The 18,030-nt window shown below is 71.9% G+C and carries 17 protein-coding genes; 7 read left to right on the plus strand and 10 right to left on the minus strand.

Going from position 1 to position 18,030, the window contains the following annotated elements; genetic code table 11:
• Positions 1 to 70: 70 nt before the first annotated feature.
• A complete protein-coding gene (locus tag ACIBI5_RS18100) occupies positions 71 to 748 on the plus strand; it encodes a GntR family transcriptional regulator (protein ID WP_397248081.1) in 678 nt (225 codons plus the stop codon).
• Here ACIBI5_RS18100 and ACIBI5_RS18105 read toward each other — a convergent pair whose 3' ends face one another.
• Genes ACIBI5_RS18105 through ACIBI5_RS18130 form a run of 6 tightly spaced genes read right to left on the minus strand, consistent with a single transcriptional unit; the run spans position 749 to position 7,426 of the window.
• Complete coding sequence (locus ACIBI5_RS18105) at positions 749 to 1,498, minus strand: glucose 1-dehydrogenase (protein WP_397248083.1); 750 nt, start codon at positions 1,496 to 1,498, stop codon at positions 749 to 751. It lies immediately after the preceding gene.
• Positions 1,485 to 3,566 (minus strand): acetate--CoA ligase family protein, encoded by a 2,082-nt coding sequence (locus ACIBI5_RS18110; RefSeq protein WP_397248085.1) that lies wholly within the window; start codon positions 3,564 to 3,566, stop codon positions 1,485 to 1,487. Before ACIBI5_RS18110 ends, ACIBI5_RS18105 begins: the two co-directional genes overlap by 14 nt.
• On the minus strand, positions 3,553 to 5,088 hold the full coding sequence (locus ACIBI5_RS18115; protein WP_397248087.1) for a class I adenylate-forming enzyme family protein: 1,536 nt from the start codon (positions 5,086 to 5,088) through the stop codon (positions 3,553 to 3,555). The genes ACIBI5_RS18110 and ACIBI5_RS18115 overlap by 14 nt, the downstream gene beginning before the upstream one ends.
• Positions 5,089 to 5,103: 15 nt before the next feature.
• Positions 5,104 to 5,427, minus strand: coding sequence for a VOC family protein (locus ACIBI5_RS18120; protein ID WP_379620627.1), 324 nt, complete (start codon positions 5,425 to 5,427; stop codon positions 5,104 to 5,106).
• Positions 5,424 to 5,639: a Zn-ribbon domain-containing OB-fold protein gene (locus ACIBI5_RS18125; protein ID WP_397248089.1), complete on the minus strand. Its 216-nt coding sequence runs from the start codon at positions 5,637 to 5,639 to the stop codon at positions 5,424 to 5,426. Before ACIBI5_RS18125 ends, ACIBI5_RS18120 begins: the two co-directional genes overlap by 4 nt.
• An 11-nt stretch (positions 5,640 to 5,650) precedes the next feature.
• Entirely contained in the window at positions 5,651 to 7,426 is a 1,776-nt protein-coding gene (locus ACIBI5_RS18130) for a serine/threonine-protein kinase (protein WP_397248091.1), read from the minus strand.
• 109 nt (positions 7,427 to 7,535) lie between these two features.
• Here ACIBI5_RS18130 and ACIBI5_RS18135 point away from each other — a divergent pair, with 109 nt between their 5' ends.
• The 3 genes from ACIBI5_RS18135 (at position 7,536) to ACIBI5_RS18145 (ending at position 10,613) form a co-directional block, all read left to right on the plus strand.
• Positions 7,536 to 9,122 (plus strand): BCCT family transporter, encoded by a 1,587-nt coding sequence (locus ACIBI5_RS18135; protein ID WP_397248093.1) that lies wholly within the window; start codon positions 7,536 to 7,538, stop codon positions 9,120 to 9,122.
• 79 nt (positions 9,123 to 9,201) lie between these two features.
• Complete coding sequence (locus tag ACIBI5_RS18140; RefSeq protein WP_397248095.1) at positions 9,202 to 9,813, plus strand: isochorismatase family cysteine hydrolase; 612 nt, start codon at positions 9,202 to 9,204, stop codon at positions 9,811 to 9,813.
• Positions 9,814 to 9,818: 5 nt separating this feature from the next.
• Entirely contained in the window at positions 9,819 to 10,613 is a 795-nt protein-coding gene (locus ACIBI5_RS18145) for an SDR family NAD(P)-dependent oxidoreductase (protein ID WP_397248097.1), read from the plus strand.
• 5 nt (positions 10,614 to 10,618) lie between these two features.
• On the opposite strand, the gene ACIBI5_RS18150 is transcribed toward ACIBI5_RS18145, so the two are convergent.
• On the minus strand, positions 10,619 to 11,743 hold the full coding sequence (locus tag ACIBI5_RS18150) for a serine hydrolase domain-containing protein (RefSeq protein ID WP_397248099.1): 1,125 nt from the start codon (positions 11,741 to 11,743) through the stop codon (positions 10,619 to 10,621).
• Between the two features lie 29 nt (positions 11,744 to 11,772).
• Here ACIBI5_RS18150 and ACIBI5_RS18155 point away from each other — a divergent pair, with 29 nt between their 5' ends.
• On the plus strand, positions 11,773 to 12,657 hold the full coding sequence (locus ACIBI5_RS18155) for a cyclase family protein (protein WP_397248101.1): 885 nt from the start codon (positions 11,773 to 11,775) through the stop codon (positions 12,655 to 12,657).
• Here the strand turns inward: ACIBI5_RS18155 and ACIBI5_RS18160 are convergent.
• Positions 12,654 to 13,784: a cytochrome P450 gene (locus tag ACIBI5_RS18160; protein ID WP_397248103.1), complete on the minus strand. Its 1,131-nt coding sequence runs from the start codon at positions 13,782 to 13,784 to the stop codon at positions 12,654 to 12,656. The two genes, ACIBI5_RS18155 and ACIBI5_RS18160, sit on opposite strands and share 4 nt — an antisense overlap.
• Positions 13,785 to 13,861: 77 nt before the next feature.
• On the opposite strand from ACIBI5_RS18160, the gene ACIBI5_RS18165 reads away from it, so the two are divergent.
• Positions 13,862 to 14,452 carry a TetR/AcrR family transcriptional regulator gene (locus ACIBI5_RS18165; RefSeq protein WP_397248105.1) on the plus strand — a complete coding sequence of 197 codons (591 nt, stop codon included), beginning with the start codon at positions 13,862 to 13,864 and terminating at the stop codon, positions 14,450 to 14,452.
• Here ACIBI5_RS18165 and ACIBI5_RS18170 read toward each other — a convergent pair.
• Together ACIBI5_RS18170 and ACIBI5_RS18175 are read right to left on the minus strand one after the other, a co-directional pair.
• Positions 14,437 to 15,951 (minus strand): AMP-binding protein, encoded by a 1,515-nt coding sequence (locus ACIBI5_RS18170; protein ID WP_397248107.1) that lies wholly within the window; start codon positions 15,949 to 15,951, stop codon positions 14,437 to 14,439. The genes ACIBI5_RS18165 and ACIBI5_RS18170 overlap by 16 nt on opposite strands.
• 35 nt (positions 15,952 to 15,986) lie before the next feature.
• Complete coding sequence (locus tag ACIBI5_RS18175; RefSeq protein ID WP_397248109.1) at positions 15,987 to 17,042, minus strand: LLM class flavin-dependent oxidoreductase; 1,056 nt, start codon at positions 17,040 to 17,042, stop codon at positions 15,987 to 15,989.
• 67 nt (positions 17,043 to 17,109) lie between these two features.
• Between ACIBI5_RS18175 and ACIBI5_RS18180 the strand changes: the two genes are divergently transcribed.
• Complete coding sequence (locus ACIBI5_RS18180) at positions 17,110 to 18,030, plus strand: carbon-nitrogen hydrolase family protein (RefSeq protein WP_397248111.1); 921 nt, start codon at positions 17,110 to 17,112, stop codon at positions 18,028 to 18,030.

The following is an 18,030-nucleotide window of genomic DNA, read 5'->3' on the forward strand; positions in this document are numbered from 1 at the left end:
CGGTTGGGAGGTTCTGGGGGGCTGGTCTCCGCGGGGAGGGCGGGGCGGGGGAAGACCGTAGGGTTGGGGCATGTCCACGGCCCGGGAGACCGTCCACGCCACGCTCAAGGAGCGCATCATCGAGGGTGACCTGCACCCCGGGCAGCGTCTCATCGAGCGGGACCTGGCCGCCGAGCTTGAGGTGTCCAGGGTGCCGGTGCGGGAGGCGCTCGGGCGGCTGGAGGCGGAGCGGCTGGTGGTGCTGGTGCCGCGGCAAGGGGTGCTGGTCAGCCCGTTCACCCCCCAGGACGTGGCGGACTTCTTCGACGTGCGGGAGAGCCTGGAGGTGCTGGCGGCCCGGCTCGCGGCTCAGCGGGCCGACGGGAACGGGCTGGCGGCGCTGCGGGCCGTACTGGATCAGGCGGACGAGGCCACCCGGCGCGGGGACGCGCGGGCGATCGCGCTGGCCAACGCCGCGTTCCACACCGCGGTGGTGGCACTGTCGGGCAACGCGCTCCTGGCCGACATGATGCGCCCGCTGGAGGCCAGGCTGCGGTGGTTGTTCCGGCTCACGCACCATGATCCGGAACAGCAGTGCGCCGAGCACCACGAACTGTATGAGGCCATCGCGGCCCACGACCCCGACGCCGCCGCCGGCCAGGTGCTGCGGCACATCCACGCGGGCCGCGCCCGTTCGGTCGAGCTGGCCGCCACCTGGACCGCGGTCGATCCGGTGGCCGCCACCCGGACGCGGCGCCGCCGTACCTGATCAGTAGCCCGCGCCGGTGGTGAGCCCGCCGTCGACGGTGAACTCGCTGCCCGTGCAGTACGACGCCTTGTCCGAGGCCAGGAAGGCCACCAGGTGCGACACTTCCACGGGCTTGGCGAAACGCTTGATGACCATGGACTTCACGAAGGAATCGGCGTCCACCTCGTTCATCATGTCCGGGTCCAGCGCCATGGGCGTGTTGATCGCCCCCGGATGGACGGAGTTGACGCGAATCTTGTACGGCGCGAGCTCCCTGGCCGCCGATTTCGTCACTCCCCGGATGGCGAATTTCGAGGCCGCGTAGGCGGAAAGCCCGGCCGCCCCGATAAAGCCCTCGATCGAGGAGATGTTGACGATCGCCCCCCGCCCGGCGGCCCGCATCGGCTCGATGACGGTTTTGACGCCCAGCCAGGTCCCTTTGAGATTGACGTCGACCACCCGGTCGAACTCCTCCGGCGCCATGTCGGCGATCCGCCGGAACTTGAGAATTCCCGCATTGTTGACCAGCACGTCCAGCTTCCCGTAGGCCTCCACGGCGGCGTCGGCGGCGCGCGCCCATTCCTCCGGCCTGGTCACGTCGTGCCGGACGTAAACCGCCCCGGTCTCCTCCGCGAGCGCCTTTCCCTCGTCGTCGAGCACGTCCCCGAACACCACCCGCGCGCCCTCCTCGAGAAACAGACGCACATGTGAGGCGCCCATTCCCCGGGCGCCGCCGGTGATCAGCGCCACTTTCCCGTCAAGCAGTCCCATGACGCCCTCCAGCCGCGACGGCCACGGCCGCCGCCTCCATCGACCGATAGACCGGAATCCCCGCCACGGCGACGATCCGCCTGACCTCTTCTTCGACCCCGCCGGGCGCGCATTCCGCGTTCCGCACGACCAAAGTCACCCGCGCCCGCACGTCCTCCTGCGCCGCCGCCAAAGCCCGCGCGTATTCCAGCAGGGGCTCCGCCCGCGTGCCGTAGGTGAAAAAGCTCTGCGCGTTCACATGCGCGACCACGTCCCGGTACGGCTGCCGCCGCACGATCGCCCCCACCACCTCACGCACCAGTTCGGCCCGCCCGCGCGGCCCCACCGGAATCTCCAGCGGATTGGCCAGCGAACTGCCGACCCCGACCCCGAGCCCGCGCAGTTCGCCCGTGGCGTCCTCGGCCAGCGGATCCAGTCGCAGCCCCGCCCGATCGAGCACGTCCGCCGCCAGCACGCTCGCCCCGCCACTGGGCCCCACGACCAGCACCCCGCCCGCGTCACCGAACGGCAGGCGGCGCGCGTGCGACTGGAAGTAGGACAGCACGCCGATCAGGTCGTCCTGACTGGCGACGAGCGTGGTGCCGGTCTGGTCGGCGAGGGCCTGCCAGACGCGTCCGTCGCCGACCAGGCCGCCGGTGTGGGAGGCGGCGGCGCGCCGCCCCTGGGCGCTGCGCCCGCCCACCAGCATGACCAGGGGCTTCCGGCAACCGGCCACCGCCTCGAAGAGGGCACGCCCGTCGCGGGGATCCTCCAGGTACAGGCCCACGGCCGTGGTCTCCGGATCGGCCGACAGCCAGCGAAGAAGCTCGGCGGGGGTGACGTCGGCCGCGTTGCCCACCGTGGCCACGCGGCTGAACCGCAGCCCCCGCCGCTCGCCGACCTTGATCACCTCTCCGGCCAGCCCGCCGCTCTGCGAGACCAGCGCGATGCCGCCGGGCTCGCCCAGCCCGCCGCCCACGAACGTCTGGCGGCCCCGGGGGCTGTAGACCCCCATGCAGTTCGGGCCGAGCAGCCGCGTCCCGGCCGCGCGGGCCGCCGACACCAGTTCCGCCTCCAGGTCGTGCTCGCCGATCTCGCCGAAGCCGCCGCTCATCACCTGCACGTACGGCACGCGGCCCGCCTGCCGTACCACGTCGGGGCATCGGGCGGCGGGCACGGCCACGAGGGCGTAGTCGACGTCGGCGGCGTCCAGCGACAACACGGCGGGCACTCCGGCGATCTCACCGGCCGTCGGGTGGACGGCCACGACGGGTGTCCCGGCGGCCTTGTAGAACTCCAGGAACATGTTCCCGAAGTTCGGCCGGGTGGTGGAGGCGCCGACCACGGCGACCGCCCTGGGCTCGAACAGCGGCAGAAGGTCGGGTACGGGGCGCCTTTGAGCGGCCTCGTGCACGCCGGGGATGTAGCGGGCGTCCACGGCTACGGCGCCGTCGGCCGTGGCGATGACCGGGTTGAGCTCGAACTCGCCCAGGTTCAGGCGTTCCCAGAGTCCGCCTGCTCCGCCCATCGCCAGCAGGATCTTGACCACTGCATCCACGTCCACCGGGTCCGCGCCGCGGTAGCCGTACAGGAGAGGCGCTCCGCGCAGGGAGGCCAGCATCTGGCGCGCGTCGGTCTCCGTGATCGGGCACAGGCGCAGGGCGGTGTCGCGGAGGGCCTCGGTGAAGACGCCGCCCAGGCCGGTCAGCAGGACCGGGCCGAACCCGGGATCGTGGACGAGGCCGGCGATCAGCTCGATGCCGGGCGCGGACTGTTCCTCGACGAGGTAGGCGTCGAGGCCGGCCCGCGCGGCCATGGCGGTCGCTTCGCCGGGCAGGTCGGCGTGGGCGAGGCCGAGGCGGACCGCGCCGACGTCGGACTTGTGGAGCGGGCCGACGCCCTTGAGGACCAGGGGCGCCGTCAGGCCGGCGGCGGCGGAGAAGTCGCCGTCCCGCACCACGACGCCCCGCGGCACCGCGATCCCGGCCGTCGCCAGCAAAGCCTTGGCCTCAGGCTCGGTGAACGAGGGCGCGGTGAACGAAGGAGAGGGTTGCGAAGGGTCGGGCAGTGCCGGGTCAGGCTGGGTCACCGTGCTCCACCAGGTGTCCGTAGGTCTCGCGGATCTCGCGGCGCAGCAGCTTGCCGGGCCCGCCGGAGGCGTCCTGGAAGTGCGGCAGCGTGTCGGCGACCACGATCGTGTCCGGCCGCTGGTGCGGCGCGAGCGTGTCGGCCAGGGCGAGCGCGATCTTCGCCGGGTCCAGCGAATGCCCGGCCCGTGGCACGACCGCCAGCAGGACGCGCTGCTCGGAGGCCCCTTCCGGAACGCCGACCGCCCCGGCTTCCGCCACCCCGTCGAGCGCGGCGGCCGCCTCCTCGACGGTGGCGGGCTGGGTCCACCGGCCCGACTTCAGGATCGCGTCCTCGCGCCGCCCGAGCACCCGCAGCACGCCTTCGGGAGAGAGGGAGCCGAGGTCGCCGCCCACGTACCAGTCGCCGCGCAGCACGTCGGCGGTCTGACCGGGCTCGCCGTCGTAGCCCGCCATGCGGTGCGGCCCGGCCAGGTTGATCTCGCCGGTCTGCCCGACGAGCCGCTCGCCGGACGGGCCGGTGATCCGTACGGCGTTGCCGGTGCGGGCACGCCCGGAGGCGCCGAGCGGGGTGGAGCCGTCGTCGACGCGGCCCATGCAGGTGTACGGGGCCTCGGTCTGGCCGTAGTAGGAGTAGACCCCGGCCTCCGGGAGGCGTTCCTTGATCTTCTGGAGCATGGGCGCGGTCAGCGGCTCGCCGCCCAGCATGATCACGCGCAGGGAGGACAGGTCGACGCCGGCGTGGTCGTCGCCGCCGAGCAGCGCCGCGTAGAAGGAGGGGATCTGGGAGACGTGGGTGACCTTCTCGCGGGGGACGACCTTGAGGAAGTTGGCCGGGCCCCAGTCCTGTTCGAGGACGAGGCGCATCCCGGCGTACAGGGCCGGGCCGACGATCGCGGGGAAGCCGATGCCCCAGATGATCGCGCCGGTGCCGAAGACGGAGTCGTCGGCGCGCGGGACGTCGAGCCAGATCTGGGCGGTGGCCAGCGACGAGGCGTGCGTGTGGACGACCGCCTTGGGCAGGCCGGTGGTGCCCGAGGTGTAGTAGAGCGCGAGCGGGTCGTCGTAGTGGCCGCCGAGCGGGGGCTCGCTCTCGTCCTCGTGCTGAAGGGCGGCCGCGCTGATCCAGGTGGTGACGGCGGGCAGGCCGGGGCGGATCCGCTCGACGACCTCCTCGACGGTGGAGTCGTAGACGAAGGCGGTGCAGCCGGAGCGCTCGACGACGGCCTGGAGGGTCTCGACGGGCCAGTACGGGTTGAGCGCGGCGGTGATCGCGCCGATCTTGGCCTGGGCGAGATAGACCTCGGCCACCTGGAGCGTCTCGTTGAGCAGCGCCGCGACCCTCTGGCCAGGCTCGATGCCGGCGGCGAGCAGGGCGTGGGCGCGGCGGTTGACGATCCGGTTCAGCTGGTCGTAGGTGAAGCTCTGCTCGCCGCAGTAGGTGAGCGCGACCCGGTCGGGGGTGCGCAGCGCGCCGGCGGTCAGGATCGCGTGGCCGTAGTTTCCGTAGGGTGATCGCGCCATGGGGAGGCCTCCGGTTCAGAGGGACGTGTACAGCACGAAGACGTTGCCCGAGGGGTCGCGCAGGACCGCCCTGATCTCGTGGGGACCGGCCGCGGGCGGCGCGAGGACGGTCGCGCCGCGGGCTTCCAGATCCCGTACGGCCCGCCGTACGTCATCGACCTTGTAGGACGGCGCGCAGGCGTCGGTGACGTGCTCGGCCGGAGCGGCGAGTGCCAGCGTGACCCCGCCGCCGTCGAGGGCGGCGAAGCGGTCGCCGTCGCGGAACTTGACCGGCAGCCCGTAGAAGGCGATCGCCTCGTCGAGGTCCTTGACGGGGATGAACACGTTGCCGAGCTTCACGCTGGCCTCCACTGGGGTAGGTCGTCGACGAGGGTCATCCGGACGGGCATCCCGACGCGCACTCTGCCGGGCGGACAGTCGATCACCTGGCCGAACGCGCGGGTCCCGTCGGGCAGATCAACCCAGGCCAGCACGTACGGCTCGCGCCCCCGGAACTCGGGCACGAACGAGCGGTACACCACGGTGAACGTGCAGACGGTGGCATGCTTCATCGCTTGCCAAGCTAGCGCACGCTTGGTTGGTCAACAAGAGCCTCGGAAACCGACGGCGGGGAAGAAGACTCCGGGGAAGAAGGCTCCGAGGGAGGAGCGGAAGGAGGCGAGGCGGCGCCGCGCGAGGGCGAGGAGGACGACGGCGAGGCCGACGGGCAGGCCGGGCCGTCCATGGCGACCTCGCTCACCTGCGGTCCGTTGGCGGCGGCGGGCGTCGTCAGGACCACCACGCCGAAGTACGCGCGCTCACCGCAGCCCACGTCACCGAGGTCGCGGGTGAAGCCCGAGGTGTAGGAGGTCTGCCCGCTGAGCGTGGTCGTCTCCCTGTGCACGACGCGGGAGCTCCCGCCGTCCTCGCGCCGCGTGTAGGAGACCGTCAGGCGTACCGGTCCGGCTCCGGAGGCCGCGACCCGCACCGCTCCGGCCGACCCGCTCCAGCCCATGATGCTCGCCGACCGCACGGAGGTGCCCGGCAGCCCACGGCCGGTCGGCGTGGGCGCCGGTGCGGACGTCGGCGCCGGCGGAGGCGTGGACGCGGGCGGGGTGGATACGGGCGGGGTGGACGCGGGCGGGTTGGGCGGCGGCGCGTCGGTCGGCACGCCGGGCGGGCTGACGCCGCGAGTGGCGGTGCGCGCCGGCCGGCCGGTCGGCGAGGTCTTCGGGGAGGCCGGGGAAATGGAGCGCGAGGGGACGGGCTTCCTGGCGGAGGTCGCGGGACTCTGCGCCACCCCCTGCGGGGCCTCGTCCGGGGGGACGAGCAGCATGCCGGGGCCGGGCGGCAGCCGTCCGCCCGACAGCATGAGCCCGATCAGGACCGCGGCCACGGCTCCGCCCGCCACCCACAGGTGCGGGGGCAGCCGGGGCAGGCTCACCTTGCGGCGCTCGCGGCGCGCCTCCGGGGCGCCCGACGGGGCGGCGTCGGCGTCCGGCTTGGCCAGCGGGAAGCGCAGCGCCAGCAGCGTGGCCAGCTCGGCCAGGTGGCGGCGGCCCCGCTGCTCCCAGCCGGGGCCGTATCCGGCGACCGCGTCCTCCTCCAGCTCCGCCGCGAACTGCCGGGCGGAGGCGTAGCGCACCGCCGGGTCCTTGGCCAGCCCGCGCCGCAGCAGGTCCCGCAGCGTGTCGGGGACGACCTCCACCGGCACCGGCTCCACCAGGTGCTTGTCGCGCAGGGCCGCGATGTCGTCGGCCCGGAACGGCGGCCGCCCCTTCACGCACTCGAACAGCACGCAGGCCGCGGCGTACAGGTCGGCGGGGATGCCGGCCGTACCGTGGGTCCAGAGCTCCGGCGACATGTACGGCGGGCTGCCCGCGGGCACGCCGGGCTCCTCGGCGTGCACCACGACGCCGAAGTCGGCCAGCTTGGCGGCGCCGTCGGCCTGCACGAGGACGTTCTCCGGCTTGACGTCCCGGTGCGCCACGCCCTTCTCGTGGGCCGCTGCCAGCCCCAGCAGCGTGCCCTTGAGCAGCACGAGCGCCGCCTCGGGGCTGGTGCGGCCGTGCTCGGTCAGCAGCGTGCGCAGCGAGACGCCGTCGACCACCTCCATGACCACGGCGGCCCTGGTGGCGGTCTCCACGTACTCGTAGAACGTGACCACGTTCGGATCGTCGATCTCGACGAGCCGGGGGGACTCCGCGCGGAAGCGGGCCATGAACTCGTCGTCCCTGCGCAGGGTGGCGTTGAGGTACTTGATCGCCACATAGGCGCCGGTGGCCTGGTAGGTGGCGAGGAACACACGGCCGGTGCGGCCGGCGCCGAGCTGGCGAACTTCGCGGTAACCAGGGACCAAAGCGAACCCCCATAACACAGCCGTCTCCGGTTCGACGGTCTCACCCACGGTTCCGGTTGTCACGCGACGCGATATTTCGCCCTCCGTTATTGGGGTATGACGCTGCGTAATGAGAACGCACAAGCCAGATGTCCCGTTGTTCGCGATCGCCGTGGTTCTGCTGCTCGGCGTCGTGATCTGGGGCGCCGTCAACGCCGCGTCGCTGAACGCCGTCGGCGCGAGCGCCCTGGGCTGGGTCCTGACCAACTGCGGCTGGGTGTTCGTGGTGGCCGCCGACTTCTTCCTGGTGCTCGCGCTCGTGCTCGCCGCCAGCCGCTATGGCAAGGTACGGCTCGGCCGCGACGACGACACCCCCGAGTTCACCACGCTGGCCTGGATGGCGATGATGTTCGCCGCCGGCATGGGCATCGGCCTCATGTTCTACGGCGTCGCCGAGCCGCTGACCCACTACTTCAAGCCGCCGCCCGGCATCGGCGTCCAGACGGGCACCGCGGACGCCGCGCGCACGGCCATGGAGTACACGCTGTTCCACTGGACGCTGCACCCCTGGGCCATCTACGCGATCACCGGTCTCGCGCTGGCGTACTCGACCTTCCGCAAGGGGCGGGGCAACCAGTTCAGCGCCGCGTTCGAGCCGCTGTTCGGCCGGCGCAAGGGCATCGGCCGGGTCCTGGACCTGCTGGCCATCCTCGCCACCGTCTTCGGCACCGCCACCAGCCTCGGACTCGGCGCCCTCCAGGTGGAGTACGGGCTCAACGAGCTCTTCGACTTCAGCGGCCGGCGCGCCGAGGTGATCATCATCATCGTGCTGACCCTGTGCTTCGTGATCTCGGCGGCGACCGGGGTGCACGGCGGTGTGCAGTGGCTCAGCACCGTCAACGTGTACCTGGCGCTGGTGCTGGCCCTCGTCATCTTCGTCTTCGGCCCCACGGTCGCCATCCTCGACCTGGTGCCCGCCTCGATCGGCGGCTACCTGTCCGACCTCATCGCCATGTCCACGCGGACCGGGGCGTTCACCAGCAAGGAGTGGCTGGGCGCCTGGACGATCTTCTACTGGGCGTGGTGGCTGTCGTGGGCGCCGTTCGTCGGCGCGTTCATCGCCCGCATCTCGCGCGGGCGCACGATCCGCGAGTTCATCGTCGGCGTCATGCTGGTGCCGAGCGCGGTCAGTGTCATCTGGTTCTGCGTGAGCGGCGGCAGCGCGCTGACCATGCAGCGCGCCGGGACCGCCGACTTCGCCCCCGCCATCGCGAAGGGCTCGGAGGCCGCGCTGTTCGCCCTGCTGAACAACCTGCCGCTGGCCGCCGTCACCACCGTCGTGGCCGTGGTGCTCATCGCCCTCTACTTCGTCAGCGGCGCCGACTCGGCCTCGCTCGTGCTCGGCTCGCTCTCCACCCGCGGCTCCCTGCACCCGCCGCGCACCCTGGTGATCGTGTGGGGCGTGCTGATCGGGGCGGTGGCGGTGGTCCTGCTGATCTCCGGCGGCCTGACCGGGCTGCAGCAGGCCACGATCATCATCGCGCTGCCGTTCGTGGTGGTGATGATGCTGATGTGCGTCGCGCTGGTGAAGGAACTGCGGGTGGATCCGGGCGCGGGACCTTTGCCGGTGCGGGGGCATCCCTATGGGCTGTGGGTGGCGATCAAGCGCGTGGTGGGCGACGAGGACGCCCCGTCCTCCCAGCTGCCGCGCGACTGACCTTCCTCCGCTCGGCCGGCCTTCCTCGCGCGGGTGATGCTAGGCTCCAGGACAAGCAAGCGCTTGGCTGGAGGTCTGGATGGGCGGAACGGCTGTGCTGGTGATGGAGATGCAGCGCGGTGTCATCGGCGATCTCACGAAATTTCCGGAACTGGTCGCCGCCTGCGACAAACACGACGTCGTCGCCAACACCACGGCCGTCTTGAACGCCGCGCGGGCCGCCGGGATGCCCGTCATCCACTGCACCGCCGCCTTCCGCCCCGACCGGGCCGGCTCGCACACCGACAACTGCCCGTTCATCGCCGGGCTGCTCCGCGATCCCGGGCACATGCTGGAGGGCACCGCGGCCGTGGAGGTCCTCGACGGCCTGATGGCCCCCGGCGACCTGGAGAACCGGCGCCACCACGGCTTCTCGCCGTTCACCGGCACCTCGCTCGACATGACGCTGCGCTCCCTCGGCGTCACCACCGTCGTGGCGACAGGGGTGTCGCTCAACCTCGGCATCCCCGGCCTGGCCCTGGAGGCGGTCAACCTCGGCTACCGCGTGAGCGTGGTCAAGGACGCGGTGGCAGGGGTGCCGGACGACTATGCGGCAGCCGTACTGAAGCACACACTGGGACTGCTGGCCACGCGCGTGAGTGCCGCGGACCTCGTCGCGGCGTGGGGCGGTGCTCCTGAGCGGAAGAGGTGAGGGAGATGGAAGGACTGCGGCTGGACGGACGGCGGGCGGTGGTGACCGGCGGGGCCGGGGCCATCGGAGCCGCCATCTGCGCGGATCTCGTGTCGCTCGGCGCGCACGTGGTCGTGGCCGACGTCCAGCAGGAGACGGCGGACAAGGTGGCGGCCGAACTGGCGCACACGTTCCCCTGGGTCGTGGACTCCGGGGGGACCGCCTGGACGGAGGGGCCGGGACGGGCGGAGGCGCGCCGGGTGGACCTGGCCGACGCCGGTTCCGTCGGCGAGTTCTGCGCGGAGGTGGGGGCGGTGGACATCCTCGTGCACAACGCGGGGGTGTCGATCGTGGAGCCGTTCGTCGACAGCGATCCGGCCGCCTGGGACCTCATGTGGCTGGTCAACCTGCGCGCCCCCATGCTGCTCACCAAGCTGCTGCTGCCGGGGATGCTCGAACGGGAGTGGGGGCGGCTGGTGTTCGTCTCGTCGGACGGCGCGCGGGCCGGTTCCGGCGGGGAGGGCGCGTACGCGGCCACCAAGGCGGGCCTGTTCGGACTGGCCAAGACGCTGGCCAGGGAGGCGGCGCGGGGCAACGTCACCTCCAACGTGGTCTGTCCCGGGCCGACGGACACCCCGATGCTGCGCCGGGTGGCGGAGGAGAAGCCCGGCCTGGTCGAGAAGATCGCCAAGAGCATCCCGCTCCGCCGCCTCGGCGAACCGGCCGACGTGGCCGGGCTGGTCGCCTACCTGTGTACCGATCGGGCCGCCTACGTCACCGGGCAGACGCTCTCGGTGAGCGGCGGCATCACCATGCATTGAACCCGTCAAAGGCAGGCGTAGACGGCCTCGGTCAGCCGGTACGCGCGCAGGTTGCCCGTCACGCTGCCGGCCAGGCGGTTCATGACGTAGGCCAGGGCCAGTCCGCGGGCCGGGTCGCCGAGGCCGAGGGAGCCGCCCAGGCCGCCGTGGCCGAACGCCTCCACCGCCTTGGGCGGGGTGAGGAAGGTCGTCGAGGGGCGGGAGAAGCCGAGGCCGAAAGAGCTGTCCAAGAGCAGCACCCGGTCCGGTCCCTCCACGCGGCGGCGCAGCGCGTCCTTCAGGCGGTCCAGGGGGAGGAGGTCGCCGGCGATCAGGGTCCGGTAGAAGCCGGCCAGGGCCTTGGCGGTGGTGACCACGCCCGCCGCCGGCCAGCCGGCGCGCAGGACGACGGGGTGGTTGGCGCCGCCCTTGAGCAGGTTCATGCCGGGGTTGCCGAGCGCGCGGTTCATGAGGCTGTCCGGGTCCAGGGCCGCCTGGGCCGCCGGGGTGTCGGGGGGCATCGCGGTGGCGGGAGCCGTACCGGATGGGGGCCGGGTGGTGAGGCGGGCGGCGCGGTCGATCACGTCGTCCGGGGCGCCCACCCAGAGGTCCAGGGCGTGCGGGCCGGCGATCTCCGAGGCCACCAGGGAGCCGATCGAACGGCCGCTCACGCGGCGTACCACCTCGCCGACCAGGAAACCGTAGGTCAGCGCGTGGTAGCCGTGGGCGGTGCCGGGCCGCCAGAGGGGCCGCTGGCGGGCGAGGCGGCCGGCGATGGCGGGCAGGTCATCGAACGACTCCACGGGGACCGGGTCCTCGATCACCGGCAGGCCCGCCTGGTGCGTGAGCAGGTGCTCCACGGTCGTCTCCGGCGTGGCGAACTCCGGCCAGAAGCGGGTGACGGGCGCGGTGACGTCGTCGACCACGCTCAGCGCGACGGCGGCGGTCAGCGCCTTCGTGCAGGAGTAGGCGAAGACGGGTGTGTCCGCCTCCCACGCGCGGCCCGTGTGGCGGTCGGCGGCGCCGCCCCACAGGTCCACGACGAGTTCGCCGTCCAGATAGACGGCGAAGGCCGCCCCAAGTTCCTCGCCGTCGGCGAACTGTCGCTCGAACACCTCGCGCACCCGCGAGAACCGGGGATCGCAGTGCATCAGACCTCCGCATGAAAGGAAGCGCTTACTTGGTTTCCGAGCCTAACAACTGGGGCCGCTTCGGCCCAGACGATCAGCGCGGCACTCTCAACCTCCTGAACGGCCCCGCCGTCCTGAGCGCGCTGCGCGCCGCCGTCACCGGCCAGGTGGTCAGCCTGGCCGCCCCGATCGGACGCCGCGGGCCCCACCTGCGCGGCAGGCCGCTGCCGCAGCACTACATGTCCATCGACGGCGCCGACTTCGCCGCGGGCGCCCGGCCGGTCGGCGCGGGCCTGCGCATGGCCGACGACGCGCTGATCGTCTCCGCGCACGGCACCACCACCCACATGGACGCGCTGTGCCACATGTGGTCGGGCGAGGAACTGTACAACGGGCACCCGGCCGCCGAGGTCCGCTCCTACGGGGCCAAGAAGTGCGGGATCGACCAGGTGGGCGGCGTGGTGGCGAAGGGCGTGCTCTTCGACGTGCCGCGTCACCTGGGGGTGGAGCACCTTCCCGCCGGGCACCGGATCACGCCCGGGGAACTGGCCGCCGTCGCCGACGTCTCGCCCGGTGACGTGGCGGTGATCCGTACCGGGTGGCCGTTGGTGTGGGGGCGCTCGCCCGAGGAGTACTGGTCGGGGCAGCCCGGCCTGTCCGCCGATGCGGGGCGGTGGCTGGCCGCGCGCGACGTGGCCGTCGTGGCCTGCGACAACGCGGCGATCGGCGGGCTGAACGAACGTCAGCTCGCCGACGAGGAACTAGAGGACGATCTCCACCTGATCCTTCTGCACCGCCACGGCATCCATCTCGTCGAGATGTTGTGGCTGGAGGAGCTCGCGGCGGCCGGCCGTACCGACTTCGTCTTCGTGGCGGCGCCGCTGCGGCTGGAGGGCGGCACCGCGAGCCCGCTCAACCCGCTCGCGATCCTCTAGGACCAGGTCACGGGGATGCTGACCGCGCCGAACACCACCGCGTCCGTCCGCAGCACGACCTGCTCGGAGGGTACGGCCAGCCGGAGCGCCGGCCGGCGCGCGAACAGCTCCCGGTAGGCCACGGCCATCTCCATCCGGGCGAGGTTGTGGCCGAGGCACAGGTGGGCGCCGTGGCCGAAGCCGAGGTTCTCGCGCGCCTCGGGGCGGGCGAGGTCGAGACGTTCGGGGCCGGTGAACACCTCGGGGTCGCGGTTGGCGGCGGGCAGGCTCACGGTCACCGTCTCGCCCGCCCGGACCATGACGCCGTCGAGCTCCACGTCCTCCAGCGCGACCCGGTTGGGCGCGCCCAGGTGCAGGATCGACAGGTAGCGCAGCAGTTCCTCGACGGCCGAGTCCATCAGCTCCGGATCGGCGGCCAGCGCGGCGAGCTGGCCGGGATGCTCCATCAGCGCGAGCACGCCGAGCGAGATCATGTGCGCGGTCGTCTCGTGCCCGGCGGTCAGCAGGCCGAGGCCGATGTTGGCGAGCTCCTCATGGGTGAGGCCGCTGCCGTTCTCGATCAGCTCGGCCAGGACGCCCTCCGCCGGCCCGCGCTCGACCAGCCCGCGGATGTAGCCGGTCAGCCGGATCATGGCGGCCTGGGCGGACTCCGGCTCGTAGGCGGCGACGATCGCGGTCTCGGCCTCGAAGAACTCGTGGTCGGCGTACGGCACGCCGAGGATCTCGCAGATGACCCGGGACGGAAGCGGCATCGCGTAGTCGCGGACCAGGTCGGCCGGGTCGTCCATGGCGTCCAGGAGCTCGCGGGCGATCTCGGTGACCCGGGGTTCGAGCTTCCTGAGGTTGCGGGCGGTGAACCAGGTGTGCAGGTGGCGCCGGTACCGGGTGTGCTCGGGCGCGTCCATGGCGGAGAACCAGCCGGGCGCGGCCGGCTCGCGGGGCCCGTTGACCCGCACGGGCCGGAACATCGGGCGCCGCAGTTCCTGCCGGGCGCTGAAACGCGGGTCGGCCAGCACCTGCCTGACCGTGGCGTGCCGGGTGACCAGCCAGCCGGGGTGGCCGTCGTAGGACGCCACGCGGGTGATGGGCAGCTCGGGGCGGTTCGTGAAGGTTTTCGGGAATTCCATAATTTCGAGAGTAGACTCCGATTTCAAAGTTGACCACCATTTTGTAGGAGACGTCGCGGAGCGGCAGAATGGGGATCATGAGCGGGCTGCGCGAGCGCAAGAAAGCCAGGACGAAGGCCTTGATCCAGAAGGAGGCGCTACGCCTGTTCCGCGAGCAGGGGTACGCGGCCACCACGATCGAGCAGGTCGCCGAGGCCGCCGAGGTCGCGCCCAGCACGGTCTTCCGCTACTTCGCCACCAAGGAAGACCTGGTGCTGCTCGACCAGTTCCCGCCGTTCGTGCAGGCGCTGGACGCGCTGCCCGGCGACCTGCACCCGGTCGAGGCCATGCGTCAGGCCATGCGGGCCATCTTCGCCGCGCAGAGCGAGGAGGAGGTCGCCGAAGGGCTCGAACGCGAGAAGCTCATGCTGACCGTGCCCGAGCTGTGGACGGCGAGCTTGGAGAACGTCAGCGGGGCGATCGGCACCATCCAGGAGATGCTGGCGCGCCGCTCCGGCCGTCCGGCCGGCGATCCGGAGACGCGCAACATCACCGGCGCGATCGTCGGCGTCGTCGTGAGCGTCTGGTTCGACTGGGCCAAGGACCCGGACATGGACGGCCCGGCCGAGATCGACCGGGCACTGGCCCACCTCGCCGCCGGTCTCCCGCTGGACTACACGCCGGGGTAGTTGCCGCCGCCGTAGCGCTCGTCGAGGGCGTCGTAGTCGGGTGTGAATCCCTTCTTCGGGATCTCCTCGGCGAAGACCACCTCGCGCGGCTTCTTGTAGCTCGCCAGGGTGGTCCTGACGTGCTCGATCAGGTCCTCCGCCGTGGCCGTCTGCCCGGACCTGGCCACCACGACCGCCTTGACGGCCTGGTGCCAGCGCTCGTCGGGCACCCCGACGACGGCGGCGTCGGCCACGGCGGGGTGCGCCTTGAGCGCCCGCTCGACCTCGGCGGGGTAGATGTTCTCGGCGCCCGACTTGATCATCCGGAGCTTGGGGCCGATGAAGGTGATGGTGCCGTCGGGTTCGCGCCGGCCCAGGTCGCCGGTGTGGTGCCAGCCGTACACCGACTTGGCGGCATTTAGCTCCGGCCGGGCGAAATATCCGGAAAAGAGGCTCTTGCCGCGGGCGCAGATCTCGCCCACCTCACCCGGCGGCAGCTCCGTACCGTCGGGGGCCAGAATGCGGACCTGGACCATCGGCGAGGGGCGGCCCGCGAAACCCGCCGCGCCCGGCGCCAGGCCCAGGAAGGTCAGCATGCCGCCCACCTCCGTCTGCCCGTACCCGCCCATCTTGGAGCGGCACCACGGCGAGTCGTCCACGGTGGTCATCTCGTCCCACTCGGCCGAGTGGGAGATGAAGCGCAGCGAGGACAGGTCGTACTTGCCGCCCGCGTTGGCCGCCGCCACGGCGTCGATCATCTGCCCGAACAGGAACGCCTGCGTGACCTTCTCCGCGTCTACCAGCCGGCACAGCTCCTCGGCGTCGAACGCCGGCATGAGCACGTTCGTGCCCCCGATCTGTAACGTGGCCAGGCAGAACATCATCGTGCCCACGTGGAACAGCGGCCCGTTGTCCAGGAAGGTGAAGCCGGGCTCCATCTGGCGGACCACGAGCAGGGAGGCGCTGTGCGCCACCAGCGCGGCGCTGCTCAGCAACGCGGCGTTCGGCCGTCCGTCGAACGCGGCCGTGTACAGGGCCAGCACCGGCACGGTGTCCTCGACCGGCGGGAAGTCGTGCGCTTCCCCCGAGGCCAGGAACTCCTCGTACTCCTCGCCCGCCCGCACCCACGACGCGGGCGTGTCGACCTCGGCCAGGCCGGAGCCGGGCACCAGGGCGGCGGTGGTGTCGGAGCGCTCCCACACCACGACCTTCGGCGAGAGGTCGGACAGGACGAAGCGCAGTTCGCCGGCCGACTGCCGCCAGTTGGCCGGGCAGAAGACGGCGCCCAGGCGGGAGCAGGCCAGCAGCAGTTCCAGGATGGCGTGCGAGTTCTGTCCCAGCCACAGCACCCGGTCCCCCGCCGCCACCCCGCGCCCGGCCAGGGCGCCGGCCAGCCGGGACACCCGCGCGTCCAGGTGAGGGTAGGTCAGCCGCAGTTCGCCGTCGACCACCGCGGTGGTCCCGGGACGGCTGCGCGCGTGCTCGGACAGGACGTCGGAGAGGGTCAGGTTGTGGATCATCGCGCCTCCTGGTGGGGGTGAGGCCTCATGAAATATCAGCGGAAGGCGGGCATGACCTCGGCGGCGAAGAACCGCATCACCTGCTTCATCTCCTCCAGCGGCAACGGCCGGGTGCTGCCGAAGTCGCACAGCAGGTTCGAGAAGCCGGCGTCGCGCAGCAGCGTGATCTGCTCGATCACCCGGGCCGGGTCGCCGATCACCTCCAGCTGCTCCCAGCGGAAGTCGTTGGAGACCTCGCCGCCCTTGAGGTAGCGGTCCTGGTAGTACTCGAAGCCCTGGGCGGCCTTGCCGGTCCTGGGGTCGATCGGCGCGCTCTTCTCGTTGAAGATGCGTGAGCGGTCGAAGGCGGCCTCGAAGCGGGCCTGGTCCGCGCGGGCCCGCTCGACCGTCGGCGCGACGTAGACGCTGCGCGCCACCACCAGGTCGGCGTCCCCGGCGTGGCCCGCCTGGCGGGCGGTCTCGCGCCAGCGCTCGGCCGCGCTCGCGACCTTCCTGAACGTCGCGGCGGGGTCGGCCAGGATGGGCAGCCCGCGCTCGGCGTACATGGTGACGGTCTCGGGGGAGACGGCGGCCACGTGGATCGGCGGGTGCGGGCTCTGCAACGGGCGCGGGGTGAGCGTGACCTCGGCCCCGGTCTTGTAGAACTTGCCCTCGTGCCGGAACTCGGCGGAGGTCCAGAGGCCGAGCACGACCTCCAGCGCCTCGTTGAAGCGGTCGCGCGCCTCGGCCAGGTCGATGCCGAAGCCCTCGAACTCGAAGCTCTGGTAGCCGCGCCCGATGCCCAGGTCGAGCCGGCCGCCGGAGAGCACGTCCACGAGCGCGGCCTCCTCGGCCACGTGGATCGGGTTGTGCAGGGGCAGCACGACGATGCCGGTGCCGAGCCTGATCCGCGTGGTGCGGGCGGCGGCGTGGGCCAGCAGCGTGAACAGGTTCGGCACGACACCGTAGTCGCGGAAGTGGTGCTCGGCCAGCCGTACCCCGTCGAAGCCCAGTTCTTCGGCCAGTTCGATGAGCTCCAGGTGGTAGTCGTAGACGTCCTTGAAGCTCTGGCCGTCGAACCGGTGGAAAAGGTGGAAGGTCGAGAACCTCATGCGTCAGCCCCTCACGGTGAACCAAGCGCTCGCTTGGGTAGCGTATCAGGAGCTATAGGATCACGCCATGCGAATCGCCGCCGCCCAGGCCCGCTGCCCCTGGCTCGACCCCCAGGCCGGCACGACCAAGGTCCTCGACGTTCTCAAGCAGGCGCGCGCCGGTGAAATCGAGCTGGTCGCCTTCCCCGAGACGTTCCTGTCCGGCTATCCGTTCTGGGTGGACAAGACCAACGGCGCGCAGTTCGGCAACGCCGACCAGAAGCGGGCCTACGCCTACTACCTGGACGCCGCCGTCGAGCTGAACGGGCCCGAGCTGGCCACGATCACGGAGGCCGTGCGCGACCTCGGCGTCTTCACCTACCTCGGCATCACCGAGCGGTCCGTCGGCACCGTCTACTGCACGCTGGTCGCCATCTCGCCCGACCACGGCGTCGTCTCCGCCCATCGCAAGCTCATGCCCACCTTCGAGGAACGCCTCGTGTGGGGCATCGGTGACGGACACGGCCTGCGCGCCCACGCGTACAAGGACATCAGGGTCAGCGGCCTCAACTGCTGGGAGAACTGGATGCCCACCGCCCGGCAGGCCCTCTACGCCCAGGGCATCGACCTGCACGTCTCCGTCTGGCCCGGATCCACGAGCCTGACCAAGGACATCACCCGCTTCGTCGCCCGCGAGGGCCGCGTCTACTCGCTGGCCGCCGGCGCCCTGTTCTCCTATGCAGACGTGCCCGCCGACTTCCCGTTCCACGAGGCGCTGAAGGACCTCGGCTCGCGCGCCGACGGCGGCTCGGCCATCGCCGGACCCGACGGCGAGTGGATCGTCGAGCCGGTCTCCGGCGAGGAACGCCTGGTCGTCGCCGACATCGACCCCGCCGTCGTGCGCGGCGAACGCCAGGCTTTCGACCCGGCCGGCCACTACAACCGGCCGGACGTCCTGCGCCTGGAGGTGAACCGCCGCCGCCTCGGCGCCGCCGACTTCACCGAGTGA

Source organism: Nonomuraea sp. NPDC050540 (assembly GCF_044457485.1).
Taxonomy (GTDB): Bacteria; Actinomycetota; Actinomycetes; order Streptosporangiales; family Streptosporangiaceae; genus Nonomuraea.

Coding starts and splice junctions, on each gene's coding strand:
- ACIBI5_RS18160 (WP_397248103.1), bottom strand. CDS start 13,784: ATGGAATTCCCGAAAACCTTCACGAACCGCCCCGAGCTGCCCATCACC.
- ACIBI5_RS18140 (WP_397248095.1), top strand. CDS start 9,202: ATGGGCGGAACGGCTGTGCTGGTGATGGAGATGCAGCGCGGTGTCATC.
- ACIBI5_RS18135 (WP_397248093.1), top strand. CDS start 7,536: ATGAGAACGCACAAGCCAGATGTCCCGTTGTTCGCGATCGCCGTGGTT.
- ACIBI5_RS18175 (WP_397248109.1), bottom strand. CDS start 17,042: ATGAGGTTCTCGACCTTCCACCTTTTCCACCGGTTCGACGGCCAGAGC.
- ACIBI5_RS18180 (WP_397248111.1), top strand. CDS start 17,110: ATGCGAATCGCCGCCGCCCAGGCCCGCTGCCCCTGGCTCGACCCCCAG.
- ACIBI5_RS18100 (WP_397248081.1), top strand. CDS start 71: ATGTCCACGGCCCGGGAGACCGTCCACGCCACGCTCAAGGAGCGCATC.
- ACIBI5_RS18125 (WP_397248089.1), bottom strand. CDS start 5,639: ATGAAGCATGCCACCGTCTGCACGTTCACCGTGGTGTACCGCTCGTTC.
- ACIBI5_RS18150 (WP_397248099.1), bottom strand. CDS start 11,743: ATGCACTGCGATCCCCGGTTCTCGCGGGTGCGCGAGGTGTTCGAGCGA.
- ACIBI5_RS18115 (WP_397248087.1), bottom strand. CDS start 5,088: ATGGCGCGATCACCCTACGGAAACTACGGCCACGCGATCCTGACCGCC.
- ACIBI5_RS18165 (WP_397248105.1), top strand. CDS start 13,862: ATGAGCGGGCTGCGCGAGCGCAAGAAAGCCAGGACGAAGGCCTTGATC.
- ACIBI5_RS18145 (WP_397248097.1), top strand. CDS start 9,819: ATGGAAGGACTGCGGCTGGACGGACGGCGGGCGGTGGTGACCGGCGGG.
- ACIBI5_RS18170 (WP_397248107.1), bottom strand. CDS start 15,951: ATGATCCACAACCTGACCCTCTCCGACGTCCTGTCCGAGCACGCGCGC.
- ACIBI5_RS18105 (WP_397248083.1), bottom strand. CDS start 1,498: ATGGGACTGCTTGACGGGAAAGTGGCGCTGATCACCGGCGGCGCCCGG.